This window comes from Paenibacillus salivarius (assembly GCF_051307165.1).
Classification (GTDB): domain Bacteria; phylum Bacillota; class Bacilli; order Paenibacillales; family Paenibacillaceae; genus Fontibacillus.
This window is the reverse complement of the sequence record NZ_CP195592.1, coordinates 2,218,208-2,241,372: the sequence shown is the minus strand read 5'-3', so window position 1 is coordinate 2,241,372 and position 23,165 is coordinate 2,218,208. Positions and strand designations below refer to the sequence as shown.

At 48.1% G+C, this 23,165-nt stretch carries 25 protein-coding genes and 1 tRNA gene; 10 read left to right on the top strand and 16 right to left on the bottom strand.

Features of this window, described 5'->3' with window-relative positions:
• Positions 1 to 15: 15 nt before the first annotated feature.
• The 4 genes from aroA to ACSFXJ_RS09975 form a co-directional block, all read right to left on the bottom strand.
• Positions 16 to 1,308 carry a 3-phosphoshikimate 1-carboxyvinyltransferase gene (gene aroA / locus ACSFXJ_RS09990; protein WP_435924999.1) on the bottom strand — a complete coding sequence of 431 codons (1,293 nt, stop codon included), beginning with the start codon at positions 1,306 to 1,308 and terminating at the stop codon, positions 16 to 18.
• Positions 1,309 to 1,343: 35 nt separating this feature from the next.
• On the bottom strand, positions 1,344 to 1,856 hold the full coding sequence (locus tag ACSFXJ_RS09985) for a shikimate kinase (RefSeq protein ID WP_435924998.1): 513 nt from the start codon (positions 1,854 to 1,856) through the stop codon (positions 1,344 to 1,346).
• Positions 1,857 to 2,006: 150 nt separating this feature from the next.
• Positions 2,007 to 3,416: an NADP-dependent phosphogluconate dehydrogenase gene (gndA, locus tag ACSFXJ_RS09980; protein ID WP_435924997.1), complete on the bottom strand. Its 1,410-nt coding sequence runs from the start codon at positions 3,414 to 3,416 to the stop codon at positions 2,007 to 2,009.
• 157 nt (positions 3,417 to 3,573) lie between these two features.
• Positions 3,574 to 4,170: a hypothetical protein gene (locus ACSFXJ_RS09975; RefSeq protein ID WP_435924996.1), complete on the bottom strand. Its 597-nt coding sequence runs from the start codon at positions 4,168 to 4,170 to the stop codon at positions 3,574 to 3,576.
• 235 nt (positions 4,171 to 4,405) lie between these two features.
• Between ACSFXJ_RS09975 and ACSFXJ_RS09970 the strand changes: the two genes are divergently transcribed.
• A complete protein-coding gene (locus ACSFXJ_RS09970) occupies positions 4,406 to 5,029 on the top strand; it encodes a YktB family protein (protein ID WP_435924995.1) in 624 nt (207 codons plus the stop codon).
• A 278-nt stretch (positions 5,030 to 5,307) separates the two neighbouring features.
• Here the strand turns inward: ACSFXJ_RS09970 and ACSFXJ_RS09965 are convergent, their stop codons facing one another.
• Positions 5,308 to 6,603, bottom strand: coding sequence for an MFS transporter (locus tag ACSFXJ_RS09965; RefSeq protein ID WP_435924994.1), 1,296 nt, complete (start codon positions 6,601 to 6,603; stop codon positions 5,308 to 5,310).
• Positions 6,604 to 6,775: 172 nt separating this feature from the next.
• On the opposite strand from ACSFXJ_RS09965, the gene ACSFXJ_RS09960 reads away from it, so the two are divergent.
• Positions 6,776 to 8,251 (top strand): aminotransferase class I/II-fold pyridoxal phosphate-dependent enzyme, encoded by a 1,476-nt coding sequence (locus ACSFXJ_RS09960; RefSeq protein ID WP_435924993.1) that lies wholly within the window; start codon positions 6,776 to 6,778, stop codon positions 8,249 to 8,251.
• A 59-nt stretch (positions 8,252 to 8,310) separates the two neighbouring features.
• On the opposite strand, the gene ACSFXJ_RS09955 is transcribed toward ACSFXJ_RS09960, so the two are convergent.
• Together ACSFXJ_RS09955 and ACSFXJ_RS09950 are read right to left on the bottom strand one after the other, a co-directional pair.
• Positions 8,311 to 8,628: a DUF1292 domain-containing protein gene (locus tag ACSFXJ_RS09955; RefSeq protein ID WP_435924992.1), complete on the bottom strand. Its 318-nt coding sequence runs from the start codon at positions 8,626 to 8,628 to the stop codon at positions 8,311 to 8,313.
• A gap of 95 nt (positions 8,629 to 8,723) precedes the next feature.
• A complete protein-coding gene (locus ACSFXJ_RS09950; protein ID WP_435924991.1) occupies positions 8,724 to 9,281 on the bottom strand; it encodes a copper amine oxidase in 558 nt (185 codons plus the stop codon).
• 115 nt (positions 9,282 to 9,396) lie between these two features.
• Here ACSFXJ_RS09950 and ACSFXJ_RS09945 point away from each other — a divergent pair, with 115 nt between their 5' ends.
• Entirely contained in the window at positions 9,397 to 10,131 is a 735-nt protein-coding gene (locus tag ACSFXJ_RS09945; RefSeq protein WP_435924990.1) for an MBL fold metallo-hydrolase, read from the top strand.
• Between the two features lie 79 nt (positions 10,132 to 10,210).
• Here ACSFXJ_RS09945 and ACSFXJ_RS09940 read toward each other — a convergent pair whose 3' ends face one another.
• Positions 10,211 to 10,453, bottom strand: a complete 243-nt coding sequence (locus ACSFXJ_RS09940; RefSeq protein ID WP_435924989.1) for a DUF3892 domain-containing protein — start codon at positions 10,451 to 10,453, stop codon at positions 10,211 to 10,213.
• Between the two features lie 76 nt (positions 10,454 to 10,529).
• Complete coding sequence (locus ACSFXJ_RS09935) at positions 10,530 to 10,976, bottom strand: GNAT family N-acetyltransferase (RefSeq protein ID WP_435924988.1); 447 nt, start codon at positions 10,974 to 10,976, stop codon at positions 10,530 to 10,532.
• Between the two features lie 1,014 nt (positions 10,977 to 11,990).
• Between ACSFXJ_RS09935 and ACSFXJ_RS09930 the strand changes: the two genes are divergently transcribed.
• Complete coding sequence (locus ACSFXJ_RS09930; RefSeq protein ID WP_435924987.1) at positions 11,991 to 12,272, top strand: phosphatidylinositol kinase; 282 nt, start codon at positions 11,991 to 11,993, stop codon at positions 12,270 to 12,272.
• A 396-nt stretch (positions 12,273 to 12,668) separates the two neighbouring features.
• On the opposite strand, the gene ACSFXJ_RS09925 is transcribed toward ACSFXJ_RS09930, so the two are convergent.
• The 3 genes from ACSFXJ_RS09925 to ACSFXJ_RS09915 form a co-directional block, all read right to left on the bottom strand.
• Positions 12,669 to 13,994: a hypothetical protein gene (locus ACSFXJ_RS09925; protein WP_435924986.1), complete on the bottom strand. Its 1,326-nt coding sequence runs from the start codon at positions 13,992 to 13,994 to the stop codon at positions 12,669 to 12,671.
• 536 nt (positions 13,995 to 14,530) lie between these two features.
• The gene (locus ACSFXJ_RS09920; protein WP_435924985.1) at positions 14,531 to 15,832 is read right to left on the bottom strand and encodes a PIN-like domain-containing protein; all 1,302 of its coding nucleotides are present in this window, start codon (positions 15,830 to 15,832) and stop codon (positions 14,531 to 14,533) included.
• A 366-nt stretch (positions 15,833 to 16,198) separates the two neighbouring features.
• A tRNA-Val gene (locus ACSFXJ_RS09915) sits at positions 16,199 to 16,271 on the bottom strand.
• 169 nt (positions 16,272 to 16,440) lie between these two features.
• Between ACSFXJ_RS09915 and ACSFXJ_RS09910 the strand changes: the two genes are divergently transcribed.
• The 4 genes from ACSFXJ_RS09910 (at position 16,441) to ACSFXJ_RS09895 (ending at position 18,824) form a co-directional block, all read left to right on the top strand.
• The gene (locus tag ACSFXJ_RS09910) at positions 16,441 to 17,205 is read left to right on the top strand and encodes a polysaccharide deacetylase family protein (RefSeq protein WP_435924984.1); all 765 of its coding nucleotides are present in this window, start codon (positions 16,441 to 16,443) and stop codon (positions 17,203 to 17,205) included.
• Positions 17,206 to 17,295: 90 nt separating this feature from the next.
• Positions 17,296 to 17,499, top strand: a complete 204-nt coding sequence (locus tag ACSFXJ_RS09905) for a hypothetical protein (RefSeq protein WP_435924983.1) — start codon at positions 17,296 to 17,298, stop codon at positions 17,497 to 17,499.
• A gap of 181 nt (positions 17,500 to 17,680) precedes the next feature.
• A complete protein-coding gene (locus ACSFXJ_RS09900; RefSeq protein ID WP_435924982.1) occupies positions 17,681 to 18,220 on the top strand; it encodes a DoxX family membrane protein in 540 nt (179 codons plus the stop codon).
• 61 nt (positions 18,221 to 18,281) lie between these two features.
• Entirely contained in the window at positions 18,282 to 18,824 is a 543-nt protein-coding gene (locus tag ACSFXJ_RS09895; RefSeq protein WP_435924981.1) for a DoxX family membrane protein, read from the top strand.
• Positions 18,825 to 18,857: 33 nt separating this feature from the next.
• On the opposite strand, the gene ACSFXJ_RS09890 is transcribed toward ACSFXJ_RS09895, so the two are convergent.
• A complete protein-coding gene (locus tag ACSFXJ_RS09890) occupies positions 18,858 to 19,460 on the bottom strand; it encodes a phosphatase PAP2 family protein (protein WP_435924980.1) in 603 nt (200 codons plus the stop codon).
• 21 nt (positions 19,461 to 19,481) lie between these two features.
• Positions 19,482 to 20,135, bottom strand: coding sequence for a PIG-L deacetylase family protein (locus tag ACSFXJ_RS09885; RefSeq protein ID WP_435924979.1), 654 nt, complete (start codon positions 20,133 to 20,135; stop codon positions 19,482 to 19,484).
• A 120-nt stretch (positions 20,136 to 20,255) separates the two neighbouring features.
• Between ACSFXJ_RS09885 and ACSFXJ_RS09880 the strand changes: the two genes are divergently transcribed.
• A complete protein-coding gene (locus ACSFXJ_RS09880; RefSeq protein ID WP_435924978.1) occupies positions 20,256 to 20,882 on the top strand; it encodes a helix-turn-helix transcriptional regulator in 627 nt (208 codons plus the stop codon).
• Between the two features lie 49 nt (positions 20,883 to 20,931).
• On the opposite strand, the gene ACSFXJ_RS09875 is transcribed toward ACSFXJ_RS09880, so the two are convergent.
• Positions 20,932 to 21,180 (bottom strand): DUF1450 domain-containing protein, encoded by a 249-nt coding sequence (locus ACSFXJ_RS09875; RefSeq protein ID WP_435925725.1) that lies wholly within the window; start codon positions 21,178 to 21,180, stop codon positions 20,932 to 20,934.
• Positions 21,181 to 21,388: 208 nt separating this feature from the next.
• On the opposite strand from ACSFXJ_RS09875, the gene ACSFXJ_RS09870 reads away from it, so the two are divergent.
• Positions 21,389 to 22,003 carry a superoxide dismutase gene (locus ACSFXJ_RS09870; RefSeq protein ID WP_435924977.1) on the top strand — a complete coding sequence of 205 codons (615 nt, stop codon included), beginning with the start codon at positions 21,389 to 21,391 and terminating at the stop codon, positions 22,001 to 22,003.
• Positions 22,004 to 22,042: 39 nt separating this feature from the next.
• Here the strand turns inward: ACSFXJ_RS09870 and ACSFXJ_RS09865 are convergent, their stop codons facing one another.
• Positions 22,043 to 23,083: a LacI family DNA-binding transcriptional regulator gene (locus tag ACSFXJ_RS09865; protein ID WP_435924976.1), complete on the bottom strand. Its 1,041-nt coding sequence runs from the start codon at positions 23,081 to 23,083 to the stop codon at positions 22,043 to 22,045.
• Between the last annotated feature and the right edge of the window lie 82 nt (positions 23,084 to 23,165).

Here is a 23,165-nt window from a genome sequence, read left to right as displayed (position 1 = left end):
CACCTTTCTCCTCCATTATTTTACCCACTCTACCGACGCTCCAAGCGCCGCCAGGTGGTCGAAATATTGCGGATACGATTTGGCCACATGGTGCGCATCCTTAATCAGCAGCGGCTTGCGGCAGCGCAAGCCGACGACGGTCAAAGCCATGATGACCCGGTGGTCGTAATGGGCGTTGATCGTTGCGCCGCCTTCCAATCCGGAAGGTCGGCCGTGCACGATAATTTCCGACTGCCGTTCCTCTACCTGGGCGCCCGCTTTTTTTAGCTCGTTCAAATAATCCGTGATCCGGTCGCATTCTTTGTACCGCAAATTCTCCACATTGTAAAAACGGGAAGTTCCGTCGGCAAACACGGCGGCCGCCACCATCGCGAGCACCGCATCGGTCGCGGCGTCGCCGTCGAACTCGACCGGGCGAAGCCGGCCGTTACCGAGCACGTGAACCGTATTGTCCCGATGGCTGAGCGGAACGTCCATCATCTGCAGCACGTCGACGATGGCGCGTTCCCCCTGCTTGCTGCGCTCCATGAGCCGGTGGATCTTGACATCGGACTTCGTCACCGCCGCTGCCGCCAGCACCGCCGCGGACCCCGGGTAATCTCCCTGCACCGTATATTCCCGGGCCTGGTAGCTTTGGCGCCCCGGCACTTTGAAGCTCATATAATCGGCGGAGGCATGGATGGTAATCCCGGCTTGCTCGATCACCTCCAGCGTTTGGCCGATGACCACCTTCGATTTCAGATCGCCGAATACTTCAATCTCGCTATCTTCCTCAAGCAGCGGCGTCAGGAAAAGAAGCGCGCTCAAGTATTGGGAGCTGACCTCCCCGGATACCCGGATCTTGCCGCCTTTCGGAGCGCCGCCGCGAAGCCGGATCGGAAGGCGTCCGTCATTATGCTCAATCTCCACGCCCATGGACGAGAGCGCCTCGATCAGGTCGCTGTGCGGGCGCTTCCCTAAAGAGTCCGGATACGTGTTTACGAACGTCACGTCCGGGCAAAGGGACGCGACCGCCATCAAAAACCGCAGCACCGCGCCCGCATTCCCGACATTAAGCTCCTTCACATCTTTCGGATGCTTGCCGAAGCCGGTGATCACGATTTTCTCGTCATCTTCCTCCAGAACCGCGCCCAGGTCTGCAATGCAGCGGCGCATCGCGTCACTGTCCTCGCTGTGCGCGGGATAATAAACCGTACTCGTTCCTTCGGCAAGAGCTGCGACCAGCAAATAACGGGTCGTATAGTTTTTTGAAGACAATGCTCCGATTTCTCCTTTGAGCTCGGCCGTGGGCCTAACGATCAAGTCCATATGTAATTAATCCCCTTTTTCATTTTTATTAGTGATTAGGCGCGGTAATGCATTAAAATCTCCGCAGACACTTCTTCCGCGCTTTTGCCTGTCGTATCGATCGTCACGTGGGCGAAATCATAAGCGTGCTTCCGTTCTTCGAGCAAAGCAGCCACTCTTTCCCTGGCTCCGCCGGCCAATAGCGGCCTGTTCGGGTCTTCCCCCACTCTTGCAACGATATCTTCGGCGCTGGCTTTAAGGGCGACGACCCATCCCGAATCGAGCATTTCCCGGCAATTTCTCTCCCGCAGAACCGCTCCGCCTCCGGTCGCAAGAATGGATCCGGGCATGCTCATCGCTTCGCATAGAACTTCCGTCTCCAGATCGCGAAAAAAAGCTTCTCCCTTTTGTTCAAACAGCTCCGGGATGGAACAACCCGCCTTCTGAACGATCAAAGCATCCAGATCCAGCAGACTGTACCCCGTCTCCTCGGCGAGGTGCGCACCCACCGTGGATTTGCCGGTCCCCATCATGCCGATCAGCACGATGATTTCTTTGTTGCTGTGCAAGTTCTCACCTACTTTTGAATGAATGCTCTGGGGTCTTGAATTTAACTTTTCCATATCATAACACAAGCTGGAGCAATAAGGCATCCTTCCGTAAAAAAAGACGCCGCGGCAAGCGGAAAACCGCTGCCGTGGCGCCTAAAAAAGCTTGGATTAGAACCATTGATGGTGGAATACGCCTTCCTTGTCCACACGTTTGAAGGTGTGGGCGCCGAAGTAATCGCGCTGTGCCTGAAGCAGGTTTGCCGGCAGGCGCTCCGTACGGTAGCTGTCGTAGTAGGACAATGCGCTTGCGAAGCCCGGAACCGGAATTCCGTTCTCGACAGCGGCTGCCACCACTTTACGCCATGCATCCTGATAGCTTTCCACGATATTTTTGAAATAGGAATCCAGCAGCAGGTTTTTGAGCGCCGGATCGCGGTCATACGCTTCCTTGATGTTATGCAGGAACTGCGAACGGATGATGCAACCGCCGCGGAAAATCATCGCGATGTTGCCGTATTTCAGATCCCAGCCATATTCGTCCGAAGCGGCACGCATTTGCGCGAAACCTTGGGCGTAAGAAACGATTTTACTTGCGAACAACGCTTTACGGACATTCTCGATAAATTCGGCTTTGTCGCCGCTGAACGATTTCTTCGCCGGACCGCTGAGAATTTTGCTTGCGGCCACGCGTTCTTCCTTCATCGCGGACAGGAAACGGGAGAATACCGATTCCGTAATCATCGAGAGCGGAACGCCGAGATCGAGCGCGCTTTGGCTCGTCCATTTGCCCGTGCCCTTTTGTCCGGCGGCGTCAAGGATGACGTCTACCATCGGTTTGCCGGTTTCTTCGTCATATTGCGAGAAGATGTCGGCCGTAATTTCGATCAGGTAGCTGTCCAGCTCCCCTTTATTCCATTCGGTGAAAATTTCATGCAATTCCTTGGCATCGACGCCAAGCACGTCCTTCAGCAGGTGATAAGCTTCGCCGATCAGCTGCATGTCGCCGTATTCGATGCCGTTATGCACCATTTTTACATAGTGCCCGGCGCCGTCCGGCCCGATATATGTACAGCAAGGATCGCCGTTCACTTTGGCGGAAATGGCCGTCAGAATCGGCTCAACCAGTTTGTAGGCACTTTCTTGTCCGCCCGGCATGATGGAAGGGCCTTTCAGCGCGCCTTCTTCACCGCCGGAAACCCCGGTGCCGATGAAGCGGAAGCCTTTGGCTTCAAGCTCTTTGCTGCGGCGTTGGGTATCAGGGAAGTAGGCGTTGCCTCCGTCGATGATGATATCGCCTTGATCCAGGTGAGGAAGCAGGCTTTCAATGGTAGCGTCCGTAGCGGAACCGGCTTGTACCATGATCAAAATTTTGCGTGGCGTTTCCAGGGATTGCACAAATTCCTCTACCGAGAACGTGCCGACAAGGTTTTTGCCTTTGCCTTCGTTCTCAAGCAATTCGTGCGTTTTTTGCGGGGAGCGGTTAAATACCGATACGGTAAAGCCCCTGCTTTCAATATTCAGGGCCAAATTTTTGCCCATAACGGCCAGGCCGATAACGCCTATCTGTTGTTTTGACATGGTCTCCATCCTTTGCTCACTATATTTTTATCAATAATATCATTTTAACTCTTTTGCGTACAGAAGTGAACCCCTGCAAGCTCCCTAGTCACAAAACAACCCCCATTAATAAGGGGGTCTGCAATGAGATTAATCATAGATTGCGCCAAATCCCGTTCTACCATTCGAGACGGATCAGCTGTATCCGGAGCTTGCGCAATTTTTCTTTGCATTGTTCGGCCGATTCGAGATCCCCCTTTTGCATCGCCTCATACAGGTTCTCCAGTTCCCGGTCGAGCTCTTGCTGGAGCGACTCCAACTGCCGTTCCGCCGACTGCGAAGCGAACATTTCCGTCATTTTCTCCATGTCCACGACAGGGCTCTTCTGATAAATGACCTTGTGCTCCATGCCGTTGATTTCCACCAGCCGGATGACTTCCCCGAACAAAATATTTTCGATCAAAATCTGCCGGTCCTTGATGCGCTTGACGACGGCGTGCCCCCGAAGATCCCCGATCAGCTTCTCGAGCCAATCGGCCAGCCTGGCGTCTTTAATCACATAATCGCCCACCAGCTTGTATCCTTTCGCAAGACGCTGAAAACGAAGCTTGGTCAGCTTGCGGCCCGTACGTACGGAAATGATGAAAATGGACTCGTTCTCGCTCCAATATAAAGAATATCCGTCTTGGATCAAATCGCGGATCAGCTGCTGAATGTGCCGGCGGTCGAATCGGAGTTCCAGGTTGCAGTATTCCACTTCATAGCTTTTATTCATGGCACTCCCTCCCTTTTTTGTTAAACCCGTGCCGGCCTTGCTCGGGTGGCCCGGGCTTATCGTCCCTCCCACTTGCGGCTTACAGTTTCTTACTTCATCTTATGTAATGGAAACGGATTTATTGATTATTTTTACCCGTTTCGGGCTGGTTCTGACGCAAAAAGGCGGTAAGCGGAAAATGTGATATAATCGTCTGGTAATCAAGCTTGCAAGCGGCAGCAATGGAGGTAAGAAAATGACATTTAACGGATTTACCGGTCAGGATTTCGATTGTTTGACGGTGCCGGGGCTCGAGCCCCGCATGGAGGCGATTATCGGTCAAGTGAGACCGAAGCTGGAAGAGCTGGGAAGTTCGCTCGCCCCCTATTTGTCCGCGTTGTGCGGGGAAGAGATGTTCCCTCATGTCGCCAAGCATGCCCGCCGCACAGTCAATCCGCCGAAGGATACATGGGTCGCCTGGGCAGGCAGCAAACGCGGCTACAAGGCGTTCCCGCATTTCGAGGTCGGCATGTTTCCGACTCACCTTTTCGTGATTTTCGCGATCATTTATGAAAGCCCGAATAAAACGGTGTTTGCCGAATATATGCATAAAAATGCCGCCAAGTTGAAACGCAGCGTGCCGGGCGAATACATCTGGTCGACGGACCATATGGACCCGGGCGGAAAGCTTCATGCCGACACGGATACGGCGGATCTACAAACGATGGCGGACAAGCTTCGGACCGTCAAAAAAGCGGAGATCATGTGCGGTCTGCACATCGACCGGGATCAACCGGTCCTGCGCGACGGAGCCGCGTTGACGGCAAAAATCGAGGAAACGTTCGAAACGCTGCTTCCGTTGTACAAGGCGGCGTTCTGAGGCCGTTTTGCCTTCACTCGGCGGCTTGTTAACTTCTCTTCGTTTCTTCATCTCTTCGTCCCAAGGTCGATCATCAAAACATCACTAGCAGGAAAACCTCCCGTTATTTTTCACACTTTCGGTTAAGAACGCCATTTAGAAGGAATTCCTCCTGCTATTTGGTCCAAAGTTCGCTTCAGGATGCCGAAACCGCCGAAATAACGGGAGGTTTTCCCGTTATTCTCCCGGTTTTGCCCTGAAGCCCAGAAATAAAGGGAGGTTTTCCCTTTAGTTGCCTGTCAGGCTCGAACACGTTTTCCCCCGCCAGGCGTCGAAGGCCCTCTGCGCGACAGATACAGATGGATCACGAAGAGCAATGCCATCGAGACGGCGCTGGCGACGAACGGGGCAGGCGCCCCCCAACCGTCCCACATTTTCCCCGATATGATCGGCCCCGCGACCATCCCCGTCCCCTGGATCGTCAAAAAGAGGCCCCATACCGTTCCTTTCTCACCGTCGGGAAGCATCTTGGATATCATCGTATCCCAAGTCGGCAAAATGAACGCGTAGCTCACCCCGATCAGCATGACCAGCAGCCAGACGACCGGCATTGAACGCGTGAACGCGAAGAAACCTACCGACACCGCGGCCAAGAGAAAGCCGGTGTTCAAAAAGATTCTTGTCCCGAAGCGGTCCGCCAGCTTGCCGACGGGAATGAGTCCGAGCACGGTGACCCCTCCGCCCGCGATCAGCAGGAAACTGAATTCCTCCGGCGACATGCCGAGCTCGCTGCGGACGAACAAGGTGATGACCGGGGTCAGCAATCCGACCGCAAAAGATTGCAGAAACAGCGCCGGATACAGTAGCGGGCTGACTTTGAGGTGGGTTCGGATATGACGAAGCGTTTGCTTGATCGTATGCAGAACCCCCGAAGGACCGCTTTTCCACAATTCGCTGCCCATCCCCTCGGCCGATTGGGGGGACCTCCCCGCCGCAGACCCGCTCCCTTCCGCAGATTTCGGCAGCATAAGCGAAACAAGGATGACCAAACCGATGCACCCCAGTAACACCCAAAATACCAGCGTATATGAAACTCCGACCAGGAAGTTGATAATAACCGGTCCGAGTCCCGTTCCGCCGAGACTGGAAATTTGAATGACCCCCATTGCGGTCGCAAAGTTGTTTTTTTCTTCGGTGACCGCCGTGATGCCCATCAACACGCAGGGCCAGAGCGGCGCCGTCCCGATCCCGAGCAAGGCGCAGCCCAGCACGATAAATCCCATCGTTTTCATAAAGGTAATAATAAAGACAGCCCCGAACGTCATGCAAAGGCCGATCGTCATCGTCGTTCTAAATCCGATCCGCTCGATCAGCCACCCTGCCGGACTGCGAAACAAATTGTCCCCGATGTACTGGCTCGAAAAAGACAATCCGATGGCAAACGCGCTTAACTTTAGTACGTCCCCCATATATACCGGCAAAATGGATACAATTAACGCTCCCTTTACAAACTCCACCAGGAACATGATGACCCATAAGCTTACGAATGTCGGCGTCAGTAGTCTTTTGGTTGCGAGCTTGCCTGCGATTTCCATCGAATTTCCTCTCCCTTCCCCTCATTTTCGATTCCTCTTTTACCATTCTTACCTGATTGGATGCCAACATAACCTTTAAATCCGGAGACTTCCAATTCCTATGCTTGCATTCCGGGCCCGTTTTGCTATACTCATCCTTGTTAAAATTTATCGAAAGGCAGGGATGGCCCTAATGGATCACCAGCTTACGCCGCTTTTTACCGCCCTAAAAAAACATGCGGCCGGCAATCCCGTTCAGTTTCACATTCCAGGACATAAAAAAGGTTTCGGAACCGATCCGGAATTCCGCGAATTTATCGGCGATAACGCACTTTCGATCGACCTGATCAACATCGCCCCGCTGGACGATCTTCACCAGCCTACCGGGGTCATTGAAGAAGCCCAAAAACTGGCCGCCGACGCGTTCGGCGCCGATTATACCTTTTTCTCCGTGCAAGGGACCAGCGGTGCCATCATGACCATGGTACTATCCATTTGTTCTCCCGGTGATAAAATTATCGTGCCGAGAAATATTCATAAATCGGTAATGTCGGCCATCATTTTTGCCGGCGCAAAACCGGTGTTCGTTTCACCGGCGCAAGACGAGAATCTGGGCATCGATCACGGCATCACGACATCCTCGGTTCGCCGCGCGCTTCAGCGCCATCCGGACGCCAAGGCCGTATTGGTTATCAATCCGACCTATTTCGGCGTTTGCGCGAATCTGAAGGAAATCGTGGATTTGGCACACAGCTTCCATGTGCCTGTCCTCGTTGACGAGGCTCATGGCGTTCACCTTCAGTTCCACGAAGAGCTTCCGATGTCGGCCATGCAGGCCGGGGCCGATATGGCGGCGACGAGCGTGCATAAGCTTGGCGGCTCGATGACGCAAAGCTCGGTGCTTAATCTCAATGTCAAAAACGGTTACATCAACCCGCGCCGGGTCCAAACGATCATCAGCATGCTGACGACGACGTCGACCTCTTATTTATTGCTGGCCTCCCTCGACACTTCCCGCAGAAACCTGGCCCTCCACGGCAGGAAGATGGTCGAGGCCACGCTGGAGCTGGCGAACTATCTGCGGGGCGAGGTTAACCGTATCCAGGGTTTGTACAGCTTCGGCCGGGAAATCCTCGGCGGCGAAGCCACTTATGACATGGACCCGACCAAGGTGACGATTCATGTCCGCCATCTGGGGATTACGGGCTACGAGACCGAAAACTGGCTTCGCGAGCATTACAATGTCGAGGTTGAGCTTAGCGACATGTACAACATTCTTTGTATCATTACCCCCGGAGACACCCGGGAATCGGTCGATACGCTGATTAAGGCCTTGCGGCATTTGTCCGAAATGTATTACAAAGAGAACAATGCGAACGAACTCATCGTAAAAGTTCCGGAAATTCCGCAGCTGTCCCTCATCCCGAGAGACGCCTTCTACGCGGATACGGAAGTCATTCCGTTCCGGGAGTCGGCAGGCCGGATTATCGCCGAATTTATCTACGTGTATCCGCCGGGAATCCCGATTTTGCTGCCGGGCGAGGTTATTTCCCAGAGCAATATCGACTATATCGTTGATCATGTGGAGGTCGGGCTCCCGGTAAAAGGGCCGGAAGACCGTTACATTAACGAGGTCAAGGTCATCGTCGAAGCGGATCCGATCTTCTAAATAAACGCAACAAAAAAAGCTCCTGTACAGGAGCTTTTTGCTTTGGCTTAAATATGGAATTAAAGTTCTTCCTGCTGGGAGACGAGCTCGTTGTAAGCTTCCTCCACTTGACGCCATTCGTCTTCGTCTTCGATATTGTAAAGCACCATTTCTTCGTTTTCTTCTTCCATGCGAAGAATGATCCCGTCCGCTTCCGGGTTGTTGCGTTCCAGCAGGAGCGCATATACCTTCTCGCCAACATCGAATGTTTCGACAAGAACCATTTCAACGTCGTTGCCATGCTCATCCGTCAGCGTCAATACGAACTCTTCGTGCTCATGATCATGGTCGTGCCCGCACCCGCAAGCTTCGCCGTGATCGTGATTATGGTCGCTCATTCAAATACCTCACTTATGGTGGATTTAACCTGTCGGTTTCCCTCGTATCGTATCATTTTATGGAAAGCAGGTCAATTTTGGCATGACCGGGAGGCTTATTTCACGAGATCAATTTTTTTCTGGGAAACCAGGACGTAATCCGATCCGGATGCCGCTCTCATATATACGCTTATCGTATAAGAGCCTGCGGATTTGAAATCATACGTGTAATCCTTGGTTCTGTAACTGAAGTTCCCTTGTCTTGCGTCAAATTCATCGTTTTGAATCACTTTCGAGTCCCCGCTAGGGTCCGTAATGGTGACCTTCATTGCGTTGATATCCTTCTTCAGGTTATCGATTTGCGCAAACACGTTAAACGTAAGCTTTCCGGTCTTCTCCAGCTCCGTGAATACTTTTTCCTTGGAAGTCAGGAGCGTAATATGAACATTCGGTTTATAATAATTCACTGTCTTGGTGGAATCGTTATATTCCGCGAATCCTTCCAGTTCACGCACGGGGACATAAGTTTTTCCGTCGATAATATATCCGCCGTCTTGCAATTCGCTGCCGTTTAAAAGTATTTTAACCTTCTGGGAAGCGGCATCGGCAAACAGCAGTGAACCTCCCATCAGGGAGAAAGCGACGACAAGGATTGCTACCCTTCTCCATTTCATGAGTTATAACCCCTCCAATTGAATCTTGTTGATGTAAATTTATACTCCACCGAATAAAGCAAGTTGCGGTCGTTTACAGAAAGATTGTATATTTTTTAAAAAAGGAGGGATTTTTATGCCGATTCGGCTGCAAATGCTCGGTACGGGCGGAGCCTTCGCCAAAAAATACTATAACAATAACGGGCTTCTCTATGCGGACGATTTCACGCTGCTCATCGACTGCGGAATTACCGCTCCGCTAGCCTTGCATCAACTTGGCAAATCGCTTACGGACATCGATGCCTTGCTCGTGACCCATATTCACGGGGATCATGTCGGCGGTCTGGAAGAGCTCGCTTTCCGGATGAAATTCGAGGTGGGACGCAAACCTGTCTTGTACATCGCAGACAAGCTGGTTACCCCGTTGTGGGAAAATACGCTTAAAGGAGGATTAACCCAGGAGGGGATTTCCTCGCTGGACGATGCCTTCGAAGTCAGAACGCTTACGGAAGGGACGATCCACCGCCTTTCCCCTTCGCTCAGCCTGGAGTTGATTCAAACTCCGCATATCCCGGGAAAAGCGAGTTATTCCTTGTACATTAACGGCGAGATCTTTTACAGCGCGGACAAAACGTTTCAGCCCGAGCTGTTGAAGCGGCTCGTCCAGGAGAGGAACTGCCGAAAAATTCTGCACGAAGTTCAATTGACCGGACAGGGAGTCGTACATACGACATTGGACGAACTATTAACCCTCCCTCCGGAAATCCGCAAGAAAACCTTGCTCATGCATTACGGCGATGAGATGGAGAGCTTTATCGGCCGCACCGCCGAAATGGAGTTTCTTCGCCAGCATGAAATTTATACGCTGTAAAGCCGACATAAAAAAGGCTGTCCCCAAAGCCATATATCATATGACTTAGGGCAGCCTTTTTTGGAGCGGTGAAATCGGATTACGCATTAAAATGCGGCAGCGCATCCAAATTGTTGCTGGGGTCGCCATCGGCGTCGCCGCGAATGTACATCTCCCCGTCCCTGCCTTTGAACAAATTGACTCCGGCGATCGCTCCCGCCTGTACTTCCTGCTTCGCTTGTTCATAATCCAAGATCCGGCCGCTGGAAGTTTTAAAGGAGGTAAGGTCACCGTCCCCGTTCTTTTGAACCGCAATAAAACGTTCGCGCGTATCAGGTCCCATCTGCCATCACATCTCCTCTTCAATTATTTTTCGGTAGATATGAATAGCATGTCCCTATATTTGAGATCTATGTAGCTTACTTTAGCGATTTGACCATGCGCACATGGGGGATTCCCGCGTCGTCAAACGGTTCGGTCGAGATCGTCTCGTATCCGAGTTTACTGTAAAACGGCTCGGCCTGACACTGGGCATCCAGCACGGACCCGGACAACCCCAGCTCCCGCGCCAGTTCTTCGAGCGCAATAAGCAGGATCCTTCCGACGCCTTGGGAACGGTATGCCTTGCGGACGGCGATCCGCTGCATTTTTGCCGAGTTATCCTTGTAATAGGTAAGCCTTCCCGTTGCCGCATATTTGCCGTCGATCTCGATGAGTATATGATGCGCGTCCGGGCCAACCCGGTCGAATTCGTCAATCTCCAAATCGATCGGAACGTTCTGTTCCGCCACAAACACTTCTTTACGGATCTCCAAGCACTGCTCCAGTTGTTCTTCCGATTCTACGTGAATGATCACAGCAGCCATTTTCAAAGCCTCCCAGTAAATCTACTATCCATTCCACGAACAGACCGTCACATTATACAAAAAAAAGCTTTTCGTGTATAGTTGTCTCATTAATAGGACCCGCGGAAAGGAGTTGAAACGCACCATGATGATGGGCGTAACGATTGCGGTAGGCGTGCTGATCGCTATCCTGTTGATCTCCTCCATGTTTTACGTAACCAAGAAGGGATATTCCCGAAAATGGGATGAAGAATAAACCGTGTCGATGGACGGCTTACGGACGCTTTGTATGCGAAGAATACACCTCTTCCCGTACCGCCGGAGAATAAACGCCTTCCGAAACGGGCGAGCCAAACCACCAAGGCGCGTGGACCTTGGCCTGCCTGTCTAATGTGGCCGGATCCGCACTCAACGCGCAGCCGGCTAGCAAGGTAAGCAACGTTATAGCAGCGACAGCCGTAACAATACGATGTTGATCGGACAAAAAAATCCCCCCTGTCTCCCTCCGGAAACTGTTATTATCCATTGTTACCCGGAAATTGGGGGCTAAACCATCCCAACCCGTAGGTAAAGGCGATCGATGATCGAAAGCCGAAAAAGCGAGGAGGATAAACCATGAATTTGCCCCCCTACAACGAACCGTACTATTGGCATTATCAACTGAGTGGCAAACACCAACACAGATTACTGACCGCCTTTCAAACGAGGATACATCCTCTGTGAATCAATCCCTCGAAGATCTCATGCAAAAAGGGCTGGTTCAGGCTAATCCCGTTGTTCTAGGGATGTACCGATTGACTTCTGATGGCACAGCCACCAAGTCCGGTCTTCTTGAAGAGTGACCATTTCCCTTTCGAAGATGCGCTTCTATTCGAAATAGAGGCGCATCTTCTTTATTTTTTGAAACGGCGGTCCAACCTTCTCGAGAATTTCCGTCCCAAGGAATTTTATTTGTCACGTATAGGCATTTGCCGCGAGCGATGTAGGTATAAGTCCATAGACTGTAGCTAAGTAAAAACTTCGAGGAGGTTATCCATGGATACCAATTATCAACAAATCGCATTGAGTTGTATGAATAAGTATGTTGGTATAACTACTTCAGACGGGCAGTCTCATGATGGGTTTATTGCCCATGTGGACCAGGACTACATTACTCTTGCCATTCCTTCATCCGAAATGTCCGGAATGCCCGCTAATGCATCGACTTACAGGCAATTCGGATTCCATCCAGGCTTTTTCCCACGTCGGCGCTTTTTTCCGAGACGCATCCCCTTTCCTTTTATCACCAATTTATTTTTACTTCCGTTTTTCATTTGAATACCGTATTTTTTGCATCAGAAAAACCCCTGAAGCTTTATGCTTCAAGGGTTTTTCTGTATGATCTGTATTGGGCTCGAACCATATTTGGCCTATGCCTTGGAACTGCTTTTCGTTTTTTCCAGATCGGCCGAGTATTATCCAAAACGGATGCCTATCTCTGAGCGCATCACTTCACAAGTCATTACAAAAACTTCAGTGTAGCCGCGCCACGCATTAAGGTAAGGAACTGTAAGCCATCTGAGTTTTGTTCCTCTTATTAACGTAAATCCCTCGTTCCTTCAGCGTTATTCTTAGGGCTTTTGTGTCCTGATAAATCTTTTCCTCATTTTTCTCATAGAAATGTCCCCATCCAATACAATAGATGGGGTAGTTTCTTCACCATTATTAAAAATTTTAGCCCTTACTTTTAACGAGAAACTGTTGTAATGTTTCCAAGGCCATTTTAACTGCATCCATGGACGCGTTTGGAAGTTCATCATTAGTAGCAGTTTCATCTTCCTGCCCAAAAAATTTATTTACCAGTGAACGTTTAATCTCTAATATTTCACTTTCTTCAAAACCGACTAAATATGGGCCAATAGCTTTTAGTTGTAATTCCATTTTTCTGTTTGTCCTCTCAGCTTGACCATGCAAACTAGCTTGTCTTGCAGAGAAAGCTACAAGTGTTCCAACTGATAATGCTCCAAATAATTTAGCACTCAAAGCAGTTAAATTAAATTCTTTAGTATAAGACTCGTAAGCAATAAAAACCGCAAAGCATATTAAAAGAAGCATTGCTGCAACGGTAACACCTCTCCAGAATCGCTTAGCCCTCTTTTCTTCCTTGGCAACAGCGTGGTAACCACTGGCTAATCCTGTATCTGTAACAACTCCTACAAGTTCTTCAACTTGTTGTTTTTGATTATTTATTGTTTGTAGTACTTCCTGAACAGCGTTTTCGAAATCTTCCATTTTATGTTTATAATTTAATTCAAGCTTATCATTTTTTGAGATTAGCCGTTGCTCATATTCTATATTTTTCTCATTTAAATGAGAGATAATCTCATTATATGAGTTAAGACGGTTTTCCTTTTCCTCATCGAACTTATCCCTATGCTCCTCCATAACTTGAACGAAAGTTTCCCGACGTTTATCTTCTGCTTGGGAAAACTGTTGCTGGTAAGAAGATATTTGCTGCTGGAATCCATTAATTATATTATCAATTCTTTGTTTTTCCGAATTAATTTGATTGTTAAGCTCAGTAATCCTTTTACGCAAAGTATTATTCTCGTCAACTATTTCCTTAAACTGATCTTCTGAATTTCTTGCATGCTGAGCTACTGAACGTCTGAAGCTACTAATACTATCTCTAAAATTTTCAACCTCTTGGGGTGTGTTTGGCGATAACAAAAAGGTGATTTGTGGTAAAAAGTTGTCCAGATAATTATTAGCTTCATTCAAATAAGAAATTTGTCGATTGCTGTAAAAGTTCACAAGACAATTGTTCACATGTTGTAATTGATTTGCTCCGTTATTGAGAGTATTAACAGGAACTAACAATTGATCGAAATTATTAATTGCATGATTGATTTGTTGGTAGACATATTCGATTCTTTCCACACTTTCCTTTGCTTGATTATCCAGTTTGTCAATATGAAGGATCTTTTTTGTTTGTTCGAGTCCATTATCCAACAACTTATGTATTTGGTGATTTTCAACACGAGAAATAAACGTTATCAATTGATACACCCTTCCTAGTATTACCTACTTATAGAGTATACACCACTTATGAATAATGGGATTATATTAACACGACATTTATTTTATTTATCAAACTATGATCTTAGTTACCAAAAAATACTCGCCCGTAAACACTTAGCAATACGCTATAGTTCCTAGTAGAAGTTGTAAACACTCGAAGGAGGCAAACGTGTACTCGTATATTTCTAAGGCTATAGTGTCCGGTTGTTTCTTTGTTAACGGTTCAAAAATCGAGGATTGCCAATGAAATCGAACATGTTACGACTTCTGTTAAGCATAAATGCAAAAAAGCCTACAGACTAATATGTCAGGGGCTCTTTTGCGATTTTTTCGATTCGAAAAGTACATTTCAACTTAATTATGCCAAGTAGTTGAATTGTTTTGCCAAGATCCTCGAGTTTATCAAGCAGAATTTTCGTTTATCTCTTCTATACGATCGTATAAATTAATCGAATTGTTCTCCTTCTTTCGTAAAACAAAAAAGAGCCTATCCGATAAGGGATTAGGCTCGATAGCTATTCTAGATCTTGAATGTTTAAAAAATTTTGAGTCTTATTATCTGTCGGAAATAGCTTTAGCACCCTAAAAACATTATTTGACAATAAGAGTTGATTACTGGTTAAAGTTTTATTCACTTTTTCAACAATATCTTCATCTAAAATTTCAGATGACCTGAAATGTACCACAATTTCATCCTTCTCATTAGAAAATACATTAAGAGTCACAAAATCTCCTCCAGTTAATTTTGTAAGATCGCTAATAAAAATTGTAGCTAATAACTGGGGAGATACCTCTTCATTTACTCTTAAAATAGCCATATATCCAAACAACGTTAGTTTTCTCTGTCTATATTTTTCCTTTTTATAGATATCAACGTCAACAACTGTTGCTCCCTGAAGTTCGTTTAGTAACTCCTTTGTGGTTTTCACATTTTCTATTGCTTTATCAATTTCTGTAGTATCTAGTGTTTCGTCTGGAAATTTCAAAAATCGATTTGCATATTTAAGAAATTGCTCAGTGTTGTACAAATAAAACCGCTTTCCACCAGTTTCTCTCATAAATTCATGTACCAATTCTGGTTGTGGGCCTTTTCGTTCTCCCTTAATTATATAAACCCAGTCTTCCTTTTTATCATCAGTAATTAAGATTACTGATTTGACTGATTTCTCTTTTGATTTATCAAGAATCTGTAGCCAAAAAATCAAATCTCCATACTTATCTATATATTTGAGTCCGTTGTTCACGGTTGAATTTGTGCCTTTTCCTTTGTCTTTGTGGCCAGGTGGAATATCATTCTCGTATCTGTAAGCACCCTGTTTATATATCTCATCAAGCTTTTCCTGAGTATATTCCTGTCCAATTTTGTTATCAAAAATCAAGTCTATTTTGTCTCTAATGCGATCCAAGTCAGGTTGACTCGATTTTTGAGAATCTAATTCCTGTTCAATTTTATCGTACGCATCATTCAGAATACCGCTTATTTTTTCAATCATTATGTTCGAGTGACGAAGATCCTTAAGATACGCTTCTATAGTGGTAACTGCTGATTTCACTTGGTTAGAAATATTCGAATACGCTATTTTTTGATTATGTATTTCATCAAGCATATGTTTATGATATTCTAAAGCAATTTGATGAGGAATCCACATTCTGTCCTTAATTAGTTCCATCACTAAAAACAATAAATCTCTCGATTCCTTTGAATACCTATAAAGGTTAAGCAGTGCATTTGCATCAAATACGAATGTGCATTCGTTCCATAACTGTTTAAATTCCTCTTCAGTTGGAGTGTAAAACCCCGAGAATAATGATTTCATCTTTCCCCTCCACTATCCGACGATTATTACCAATTCGACATATAATTAAGTATTCCTTTTAAAACTATAACTATAAAAAATGCTCGCTAGATGATCGATGATCGACAATATCAATAAAATGTTTTTGTGGCACGACACACCAAAGTGGTATATGGAAGAATTAGCCCATTTTAAAGAGGAATGGCCGGGCAAATGTGATAAATTTGCAAGAAAATCTAATTTAGTTCAATGTAGTTACTTAACGTCTAAATTCAAATGAATAAAACCTTCGTTTTGTCCCCAAATTGTCCCCAGATGCCTATTTCAAGGTGGATACCAATGCAGACAAAAAGAAAAGAACCCTTGTTACACAAGGGCTCTCGGCTATGATCTGTAGTGGGCTCGAACCACTGACCCCCACCCTGTCAAGATGGTGCTCTCCCAGCTGAGCTAACAGATCGTATAAAATTGGTGAGTACAAGAAATATCTTACCAAGGGGGCAAGCAGTTGTCAATCCTTTTTTCTCAAAATTGCCGGATAAATTTATCGTCTTGAAGCAAAAATAAGCAAATACCGAGTTCGCAGGCATCCGGTGGGATGACAACATGTACTGGAGGAAGCTGTACCGATGTTGAAACTTAAACCAGCACTTGCGATGGCCCTTGCCTTCGCCATTACTTTGCCGTCATTAAGGGCCGAGGCTAACCCGGCCTCCCAGTTCAAGGACCGTAGATATTATGAAGAACGGGGAGACATCGTATGGGAGGTACCCACCGATCAGAAGTATATTGCATTGACGTTCGACGACGGACCTGATCCCCATCAAACGGTAGAAATATTGAAGATTTTGGAGAAGTACCAGGCAAAAGCAACCTTCTTCCTGATCGGCAATCGAGTTGAGGAGCACCCGGAAATTGTCCGTCAAGAATTGAAATTAGGCCATGAAATCGCCAATCATTCCTTCTCCCATCCTTCATTTCGGGGTATCTCCTCCAGCCGGATGGATAAAGAATTGGCGAAAGCCCAGGAGGCCATATTCAAGGCGACAGGTCAACAGCCCGCCCTCTTCCGTCCTCCCGGAGGGTATTATAACGATCGTATTATTTCCCTCTCCAAACAACATCATCTGCAAATGGTGTTATGGTCCTGGCACCAGGACACTCAAGATTGGAAGGCGCCCGGGGTTAACAAAATTGTGAGCAAGGTGTTGGATAAAACGCGAAACGGGGATATTGTCCTGATGCATGATTTTGTCCACAACAGCACGCAAACCTTAAAAGCTCTGGAAATCATTCTTCCGGAGTTAAAAAAGCAGGGCTTTTCCTTTGTCACGGTATCCGAGCTGCTTTCGCATAAAGTCGCGCCGAAAGGCCATATTAAAGCCAGCCATTAACACCGCAAAAATCCATCGGCCTGCGGATGATTCATGATGACTCCCGCAGGTTATCGGTTTACATAGATCAGCGGAAAGGATGGATCAAAGATGAAAAAGGAACAAGAAGAATATAAAGGCCTTGGTTACGGCCCTGGTGTCGATCCCATACCGGTTCCCAAAAATCCGACATCTTCCACGGACATGATTGAGGATGTCGTTGATGAGATGTTGAATGGCCATGAAGAAAAGTCCGCCGCACATCAAGATCAAACAGCCGAGTCCCGCCAAAGTAACAACAGCAAAAATAGATAGTACAGAACAATGAAGAGAGCCTCTCGCCCCTTAGCGAAAGGCTCTTAAAAATTTAATAATAAAAATTTAATCATCTGTGATTTAAATCACATACCATGTGAAATTTATCACTTATAATAAAGACATCAAGATGATCATCCAACAAAAACAAATCAAAAACTAATCCATAGGAGTGATACATATGTTTAACAACTTTCTCAGAACAAACAAATTCGCAATGTGGTTCCTTACCGTGCTTCGGATTTACCTTGGTTACGAATGGATCACGGCCGGATGGCACAAAATTACGGGCGGATTCGACGCCGCCGGATTTTTAAACGGGGCAATCGCCAACAGTGCCGGTGATCATCCCGCCGTACAAGGCTGGTGGGCCGCATTCCTCGAGCATTTCGCTCTTCCGAACGTAGACCTCTTCAACGTCCTTGTACCTTACGGCGAGTTCCTGGTCGGTCTCGGACTCTTGCTCGGCACATTCACCACTTTCGCAGCCCTGATGGGACTTGTGATGAACGCCGCGTTCCTCTTCTCGGGAACCGTAAGCACCAACGCCCAAATGCTGCTGCTTGAAGTGCTTGTCGTCGTCGCTGCCGCCAATGCCGGTAAAATCGGACTTGACCGCTACGTTCTTCCTTATCTGCGGAACCTTTTCCGCAAAAACAAAGCGGACGAAACGGTTGCTGACACACCAAACCCGAACATGAAAATGAAACATACTGCCTAACTCAATAATTGTGAAATGAATCACCATTATAAAGAAAAAACTAACCATAGGAGTGATAACTATGTTTAACAATTTCCTCAGAACAAACAAATTCGCAATGTGGTTCCTTACCGTGCTTCGGATTTACCTTGGTTACGAATGGATTACGGCCGGCTGGCACAAAATTACGGGCGGATTCGACGCCGCCGGATTTTTAAACGGGGCAATCGCCAACAGTGCCGGTGATCATCCCGCCGTACAAGGCTGGTGGGCCGCATTCCTCGAGCACTTCGCTCTTCCGAACGTAGACCTCTTCAACGTCCTTGTTCCTTACGGCGAGTTCCTGGTCGGTCTCGGACTCTTGCTCGGCACATTCACTACTTTCGCCGCCCTGATGGGACTTGTGATGAACGCCGCGTTCCTCTTCTCGGGAACCGTAAGCACCAACGCCCAAATGCTGTTGCTTGAAGTGCTTGTCGTCGTCGCTGCCGCCAATGCCGGTAAAATCGGACTTGACCGCTACGTTCTTCCTTATCTGCGGAACCTTTTCCGCAAAAACAAAGCGGACGAAACGGTTGCAAGTACGAATCCGAATCCGAAAATGAAAGTTAAACATACCGCATAACGAAATAGCACCTATAAGCAAAAAAGCCGGGGATCATTCCCCGGCTTTTCTCCATAACTGGTAGCAGACGGCTGCGACACATCCTCCGGCCAAAAAGCCTCCCGCAATGTCGCTTACAAAGTGCACGCCCAAGTACATTCGGCTGACTCCGATCAAGACGACGACGATCATGGCCAGGATCCCGCAATTTCTAACCCATCCTTTTCGCGAACGCAATAGCATCAAGGCCAGCAGACCGTAAAACGCTGCCGAGACCATCGCATTGCCGCTCGGAAAGCTGAACCCGTCCGGTTCCACCAGATTCTCCCACAATACCGGGCGCTCCCGGTGGTACAAGGCTTTCAGCCCTTTGTTGAGAAGCCATCCGGCAACCAGGCCGACCGTCAGCCAAACGGCCGACTTCCATTTGCGAAGCCATAATGCGCCGATCAATACAATGACAAAGATAATGACATAACCCATGGTCGATCCAAGCCCCGAGAACGCCTTAACCGCCGGATTTAACCCATCCGCTCTTAGGTTAAAGAAAAAATCCCCGACGGCCCAGTCAATCTCCTTAACCGCATCCGTATGTATGCCCATCCCTAAGACGACAAAGCAGACAGCCAGGACCGCGGCCGTAACCCAACCTTTCAATACCCGTTTCCTCCCCTTCGGTTATCCTCGCTCCCATGCAAGCTCAAACGCCTCCAGCCGATGATTCGGCGGAACTTCCGGTCCGAGCTTGCCAAAAACGCGCTCTATGCTTAAAATTTGCGATTCATGGGCTGCAAGCGCTCTGCGTTTCACATCCCATTTCCCCGCTTCTTCAATGACCAACAAGCTGGAAGATTCAGCCCCATACGTACCCATTCGATTATAATACAATTTTTGAACCGAAGGGGCCCTACCGTCAAACAATACTTGGTTGACCGCATGATGAATCACGATATGATCCGCATGACCGGAAATGCCGTCCTCCGGAAAAGTAACGACCATTTCGGCCTGATGACGCACCAGGAAATCGGCGATTTTATCCTGCAAAAGTGCGGGATCCACTTCTTTCAGCTTACCGTCCCCCATGCCAAGCTGCTCAATCACCTGAATGCCCAATATTTTTCCTGCGTTCTCCAGTTCGATTTCCCGCTTTGCCGCCAGTTCTTCCCGGGTCATTTCACCCAGACGTCCGGTTTTCCCCGCATCTCCCCGCGTGGCCGTCAGCAATACGGGAACACCGCCCTCGTCGGCAATTTGCCGGATCAAATAAGAACAACCGAACGTTTCGTCATCCGGATGAGCATATATGAACGCTACGGTTTTATTTTTAAACATGATAGACTGCCTCCTCGGATTTTTCCGTAATATTAACTATACTTACTATACTTTTATATTGACTAAGATAACATATTTCAATACAATGCAGTAGAATCCAATATATATAGGTGATCTACCATGAGTCAAACAAAAGATTTGTCCACACGCGACCGAATCCTGCAAATGATGAAAACCTCCGGTCCGCTAAGCACCAAAGAAATTACAGACCGGCTCGGGATTACGGAAATGGCGGTTCGGCGCCATCTGGGCACGATGGAACGGGACGGATTGATCGAGTCGAAAATGGTACGCAAAACATCAGGGCGTCCTACCGCGGTCTATGGCCTCACCGAACTTGCGGAGGGCATGTTCCCGAAGAAGTACCATACCTTAACCCTTGATCTGCTCGGCGAACTGGAGAACGAATTCGGCAAAGAGTCGGTAAACCTTCTCTTCGATCGCCGTAAACATAAATTGACGCGACTGTACGAATCCGAAATGGCGGGAAAGGACCTTCCCGAAAAAGTGCAGAAGCTCGCCGAGATCCAAAACGAAAACGGCTATATGACCGAATGCGGGCAAAACGAGCAGGGCGATTATGTCCTCATGGAGCATAACTGTCCGATTTCGCAGATCGCGAACCGTTACAATCATGCCTGCGAGTGCGAGCTGAAGCTGTTCGAATCGCTGCTGGATACGAAGGTCGAGCGCACGGAATGCCTGGCCCAAGATGGCCAAAGATGCGTCTATGTAATTAAAAGATAAAAAATGCACAACCTCCTGGCCTTCTTTACAGGCTGCAGGAGGTTACTTTTTATATTTCGTCAAAAGCCTTCAGCTCTTGTTCTATCGTTTGCCGGATTAATGAAATGCATTCTTCCGTGGTCTTGGCGAATACTTTTTTCCCGTTAACCATCGCATAAGGTCTGATTTTGCAAAGGCCGCATAAATTTAGACAGTCCAGGCGAAGCACCGCAATTTCCGGGTACTCCTCCTCCAGCTGCTCCAGCTCCAATGCGCTCATCAAATTGCTGTCGCATACTTCGACGACCACGATGCCCATACCCAATTGACTTCACCCCAACTATTTTAAAAATAAAGCAAAAGCTTCAACCGATGACTCATTATGATGAACCTGAAGCGGTTTGTCAATGCCTTGGACGACATTTAACATACTTAACATACATCTATGTTGACTAAGTAATCGGAGATAATTATAATAGGGAGTGTTAAAAAAATCATTACATATTCTATGGAGAGGATGATAAAAAATGGCACATCAATTACCAGCACTTCCTTATGCCAACAATGCACTTGAACCTCATATCGACGAGCAAACGATGATGATTCACCACGACCGTCATCATAATACTTACGTAACGAACCTGAACGCGGCTTTGGAGTCCGCGCCTGAGCTTCAATCGAAATCCGTTGAAGAACTGATCGCGGATCTGGACAACGTTCCTGAAAGCATCCGTACCGCGGTTCGCAACAACGGCGGCGGACACGCCAACCACTCCCTGTTCTGGGAAACGATCGGTCCAAACGGCGGCGGACAACCTTCCGGCAAATTGGCTGACGCGATCAACAACGAACTCGGCGGCTTCGACAAGTTCAAGGAAGATTTCTCCAAAGCGGCTACGACTCGTTTCGGCAGCGGCTGGGCATTCCTTGCGGTAGACAACGGCAAATTGTCCGTATACAGCTTGCCGAACCAAGACTCCCCGATCATGGAAGGCAAAACGCCGATCCTTGGCCTGGACGTTTGGGAGCATGCTTACTACCTGAAATATCAAAACAAACGCCCTGATTACATCGCAGCATTCTTTAACGTCATCAACTGGGCTGAAGTTGAAAAACGTTACGAAGCCGCATTGAACAAATAATTAGGCATAGGAACATAAAGAAGAAGGCCGGACTCGGGATTATCCCGATATCCGGCCTTCTTTTTCGCGTACCGAATTGCCTTCCTCAAGCAATGGCTGAACAAACATACGTATCGCTTCCCGGCATCGGCCGGATACTGAGAGCAGGAGCTTTGCGGCGGCGTCGCACATTTTTTCTTTATCCACTCTCATGGTCGTCAACTTTAGCCCGCTTTCATCCACATATTTCAGTCCGTCGAAGCCGACGATCGATACATCCTCCGGAATCCTGATCCGCCGTTTGATCAGCTGCCTGGAAAGCAAGTAAGCGATCCGGTCATTGCCGCAAAAAAACGCGTCGGGCCATCCCTTGAGCCCGTCCAAGAACGACTCGATTTCCCGTTCGGTATAATCAAAGCCCGTGGAAGAAGTCAGGATCATCTTCTCGTCGATAGCCAATCCATTCTCCCGCATAGCCCTCCAGTAGCCGTACCAGCGCTCCTCATGGCTTGTCGTCAAGTTGGTCGGGCCGATGAAACCGATCTCCCGGTGTCCTTTTCCCAATAAAAAGGATACCGCTTCACCGGCCCCCTCGATATTGGCGGAGGCAACCACGGGACAAGGAAGCTCCCGGTGGTAGCAGTCCAGCATCACAAGAGGGGAATCCAGACGCCACACCATCTCGGCATAAGATTTGTCCACGATACCGAACATAATAATGCCCTGATAGGCGATATCCTTGCAATGGCGGGGCAGTTCGAGCTTGGCTTCCATCTCCCGGTCAATCGGGGCAACGACGGCACTCATCCCCTGTTTACGGATGCTTTTCTCGAGGCCCCAGATCATATCGTGATAAAACTGAAAATGATCGTTATCCTCGTAACTCATAATCCGTTCCGGCACGAGCACGACGATATTGCCGCTGCCTTGAGGCTTGTCTCCGGTCAGCGAGTAACCCATCTCTTTTGCCGTTTGCAGTATCCGGCTCCGCATTTCCTCGCCCACGCCTTTTTTGTTCTGCAAAGCCAGCGAGACCGCGTTCTTGGAAACCTCAAGCCGATCGGCAATATCCTGCATGGAAACCTTCTTTTTACGGGCCATCTTCTTTTCAATCCTTCCGAATCATGCTACACTAAGCGTAGTCTACTTTACAAATTAATGTTCTGTCAAGTTTGTCAAGTGA

Coding starts and splice junctions, on each gene's coding strand:
- ACSFXJ_RS09955 (WP_435924992.1), bottom strand. CDS start 8,628: ATGAGCGACCATAATCACGATCACGGCGAAGCTTGCGGGTGCGGGCAC.
- ACSFXJ_RS09865 (WP_435924976.1), bottom strand. CDS start 23,083: ATGGCCCGTAAAAAGAAGGTTTCCATGCAGGATATTGCCGATCGGCTT.
- ACSFXJ_RS09950 (WP_435924991.1), bottom strand. CDS start 9,281: ATGAAATGGAGAAGGGTAGCAATCCTTGTCGTCGCTTTCTCCCTGATG.
- ACSFXJ_RS09870 (WP_435924977.1), top strand. CDS start 21,389: ATGGCACATCAATTACCAGCACTTCCTTATGCCAACAATGCACTTGAA.
- ACSFXJ_RS09930 (WP_435924987.1), top strand. CDS start 11,991: ATGGATACCAATTATCAACAAATCGCATTGAGTTGTATGAATAAGTAT.
- ACSFXJ_RS09965 (WP_435924994.1), bottom strand. CDS start 6,603: ATGGAAATCGCAGGCAAGCTCGCAACCAAAAGACTACTGACGCCGACA.
- ACSFXJ_RS09940 (WP_435924989.1), bottom strand. CDS start 10,453: ATGGGACCTGATACGCGCGAACGTTTTATTGCGGTTCAAAAGAACGGG.
- ACSFXJ_RS09910 (WP_435924984.1), top strand. CDS start 16,441: ATGTTGAAACTTAAACCAGCACTTGCGATGGCCCTTGCCTTCGCCATT.
- ACSFXJ_RS09880 (WP_435924978.1), top strand. CDS start 20,256: ATGAGTCAAACAAAAGATTTGTCCACACGCGACCGAATCCTGCAAATG.
- ACSFXJ_RS09920 (WP_435924985.1), bottom strand. CDS start 15,832: ATGAAATCATTATTCTCGGGGTTTTACACTCCAACTGAAGAGGAATTT.
- ACSFXJ_RS09975 (WP_435924996.1), bottom strand. CDS start 4,170: ATGAATAAAAGCTATGAAGTGGAATACTGCAACCTGGAACTCCGATTC.
- ACSFXJ_RS09935 (WP_435924988.1), bottom strand. CDS start 10,976: ATGGCTGCTGTGATCATTCACGTAGAATCGGAAGAACAACTGGAGCAG.
- ACSFXJ_RS09875 (WP_435925725.1), bottom strand. CDS start 21,180: ATGGGCATCGTGGTCGTCGAAGTATGCGACAGCAATTTGATGAGCGCA.
- ACSFXJ_RS09895 (WP_435924981.1), top strand. CDS start 18,282: ATGTTTAACAATTTCCTCAGAACAAACAAATTCGCAATGTGGTTCCTT.
- gndA (WP_435924997.1), bottom strand. CDS start 3,416: ATGTCAAAACAACAGATAGGCGTTATCGGCCTGGCCGTTATGGGCAAA.
- ACSFXJ_RS09885 (WP_435924979.1), bottom strand. CDS start 20,135: ATGTTTAAAAATAAAACCGTAGCGTTCATATATGCTCATCCGGATGAC.
- ACSFXJ_RS09900 (WP_435924982.1), top strand. CDS start 17,681: ATGTTTAACAACTTTCTCAGAACAAACAAATTCGCAATGTGGTTCCTT.
- aroA (WP_435924999.1), bottom strand. CDS start 1,308: ATGGACTTGATCGTTAGGCCCACGGCCGAGCTCAAAGGAGAAATCGGA.
- ACSFXJ_RS09970 (WP_435924995.1), top strand. CDS start 4,406: ATGACATTTAACGGATTTACCGGTCAGGATTTCGATTGTTTGACGGTG.
- ACSFXJ_RS09945 (WP_435924990.1), top strand. CDS start 9,397: ATGCCGATTCGGCTGCAAATGCTCGGTACGGGCGGAGCCTTCGCCAAA.
- ACSFXJ_RS09905 (WP_435924983.1), top strand. CDS start 17,296: ATGAAAAAGGAACAAGAAGAATATAAAGGCCTTGGTTACGGCCCTGGT.
- ACSFXJ_RS09960 (WP_435924993.1), top strand. CDS start 6,776: ATGGATCACCAGCTTACGCCGCTTTTTACCGCCCTAAAAAAACATGCG.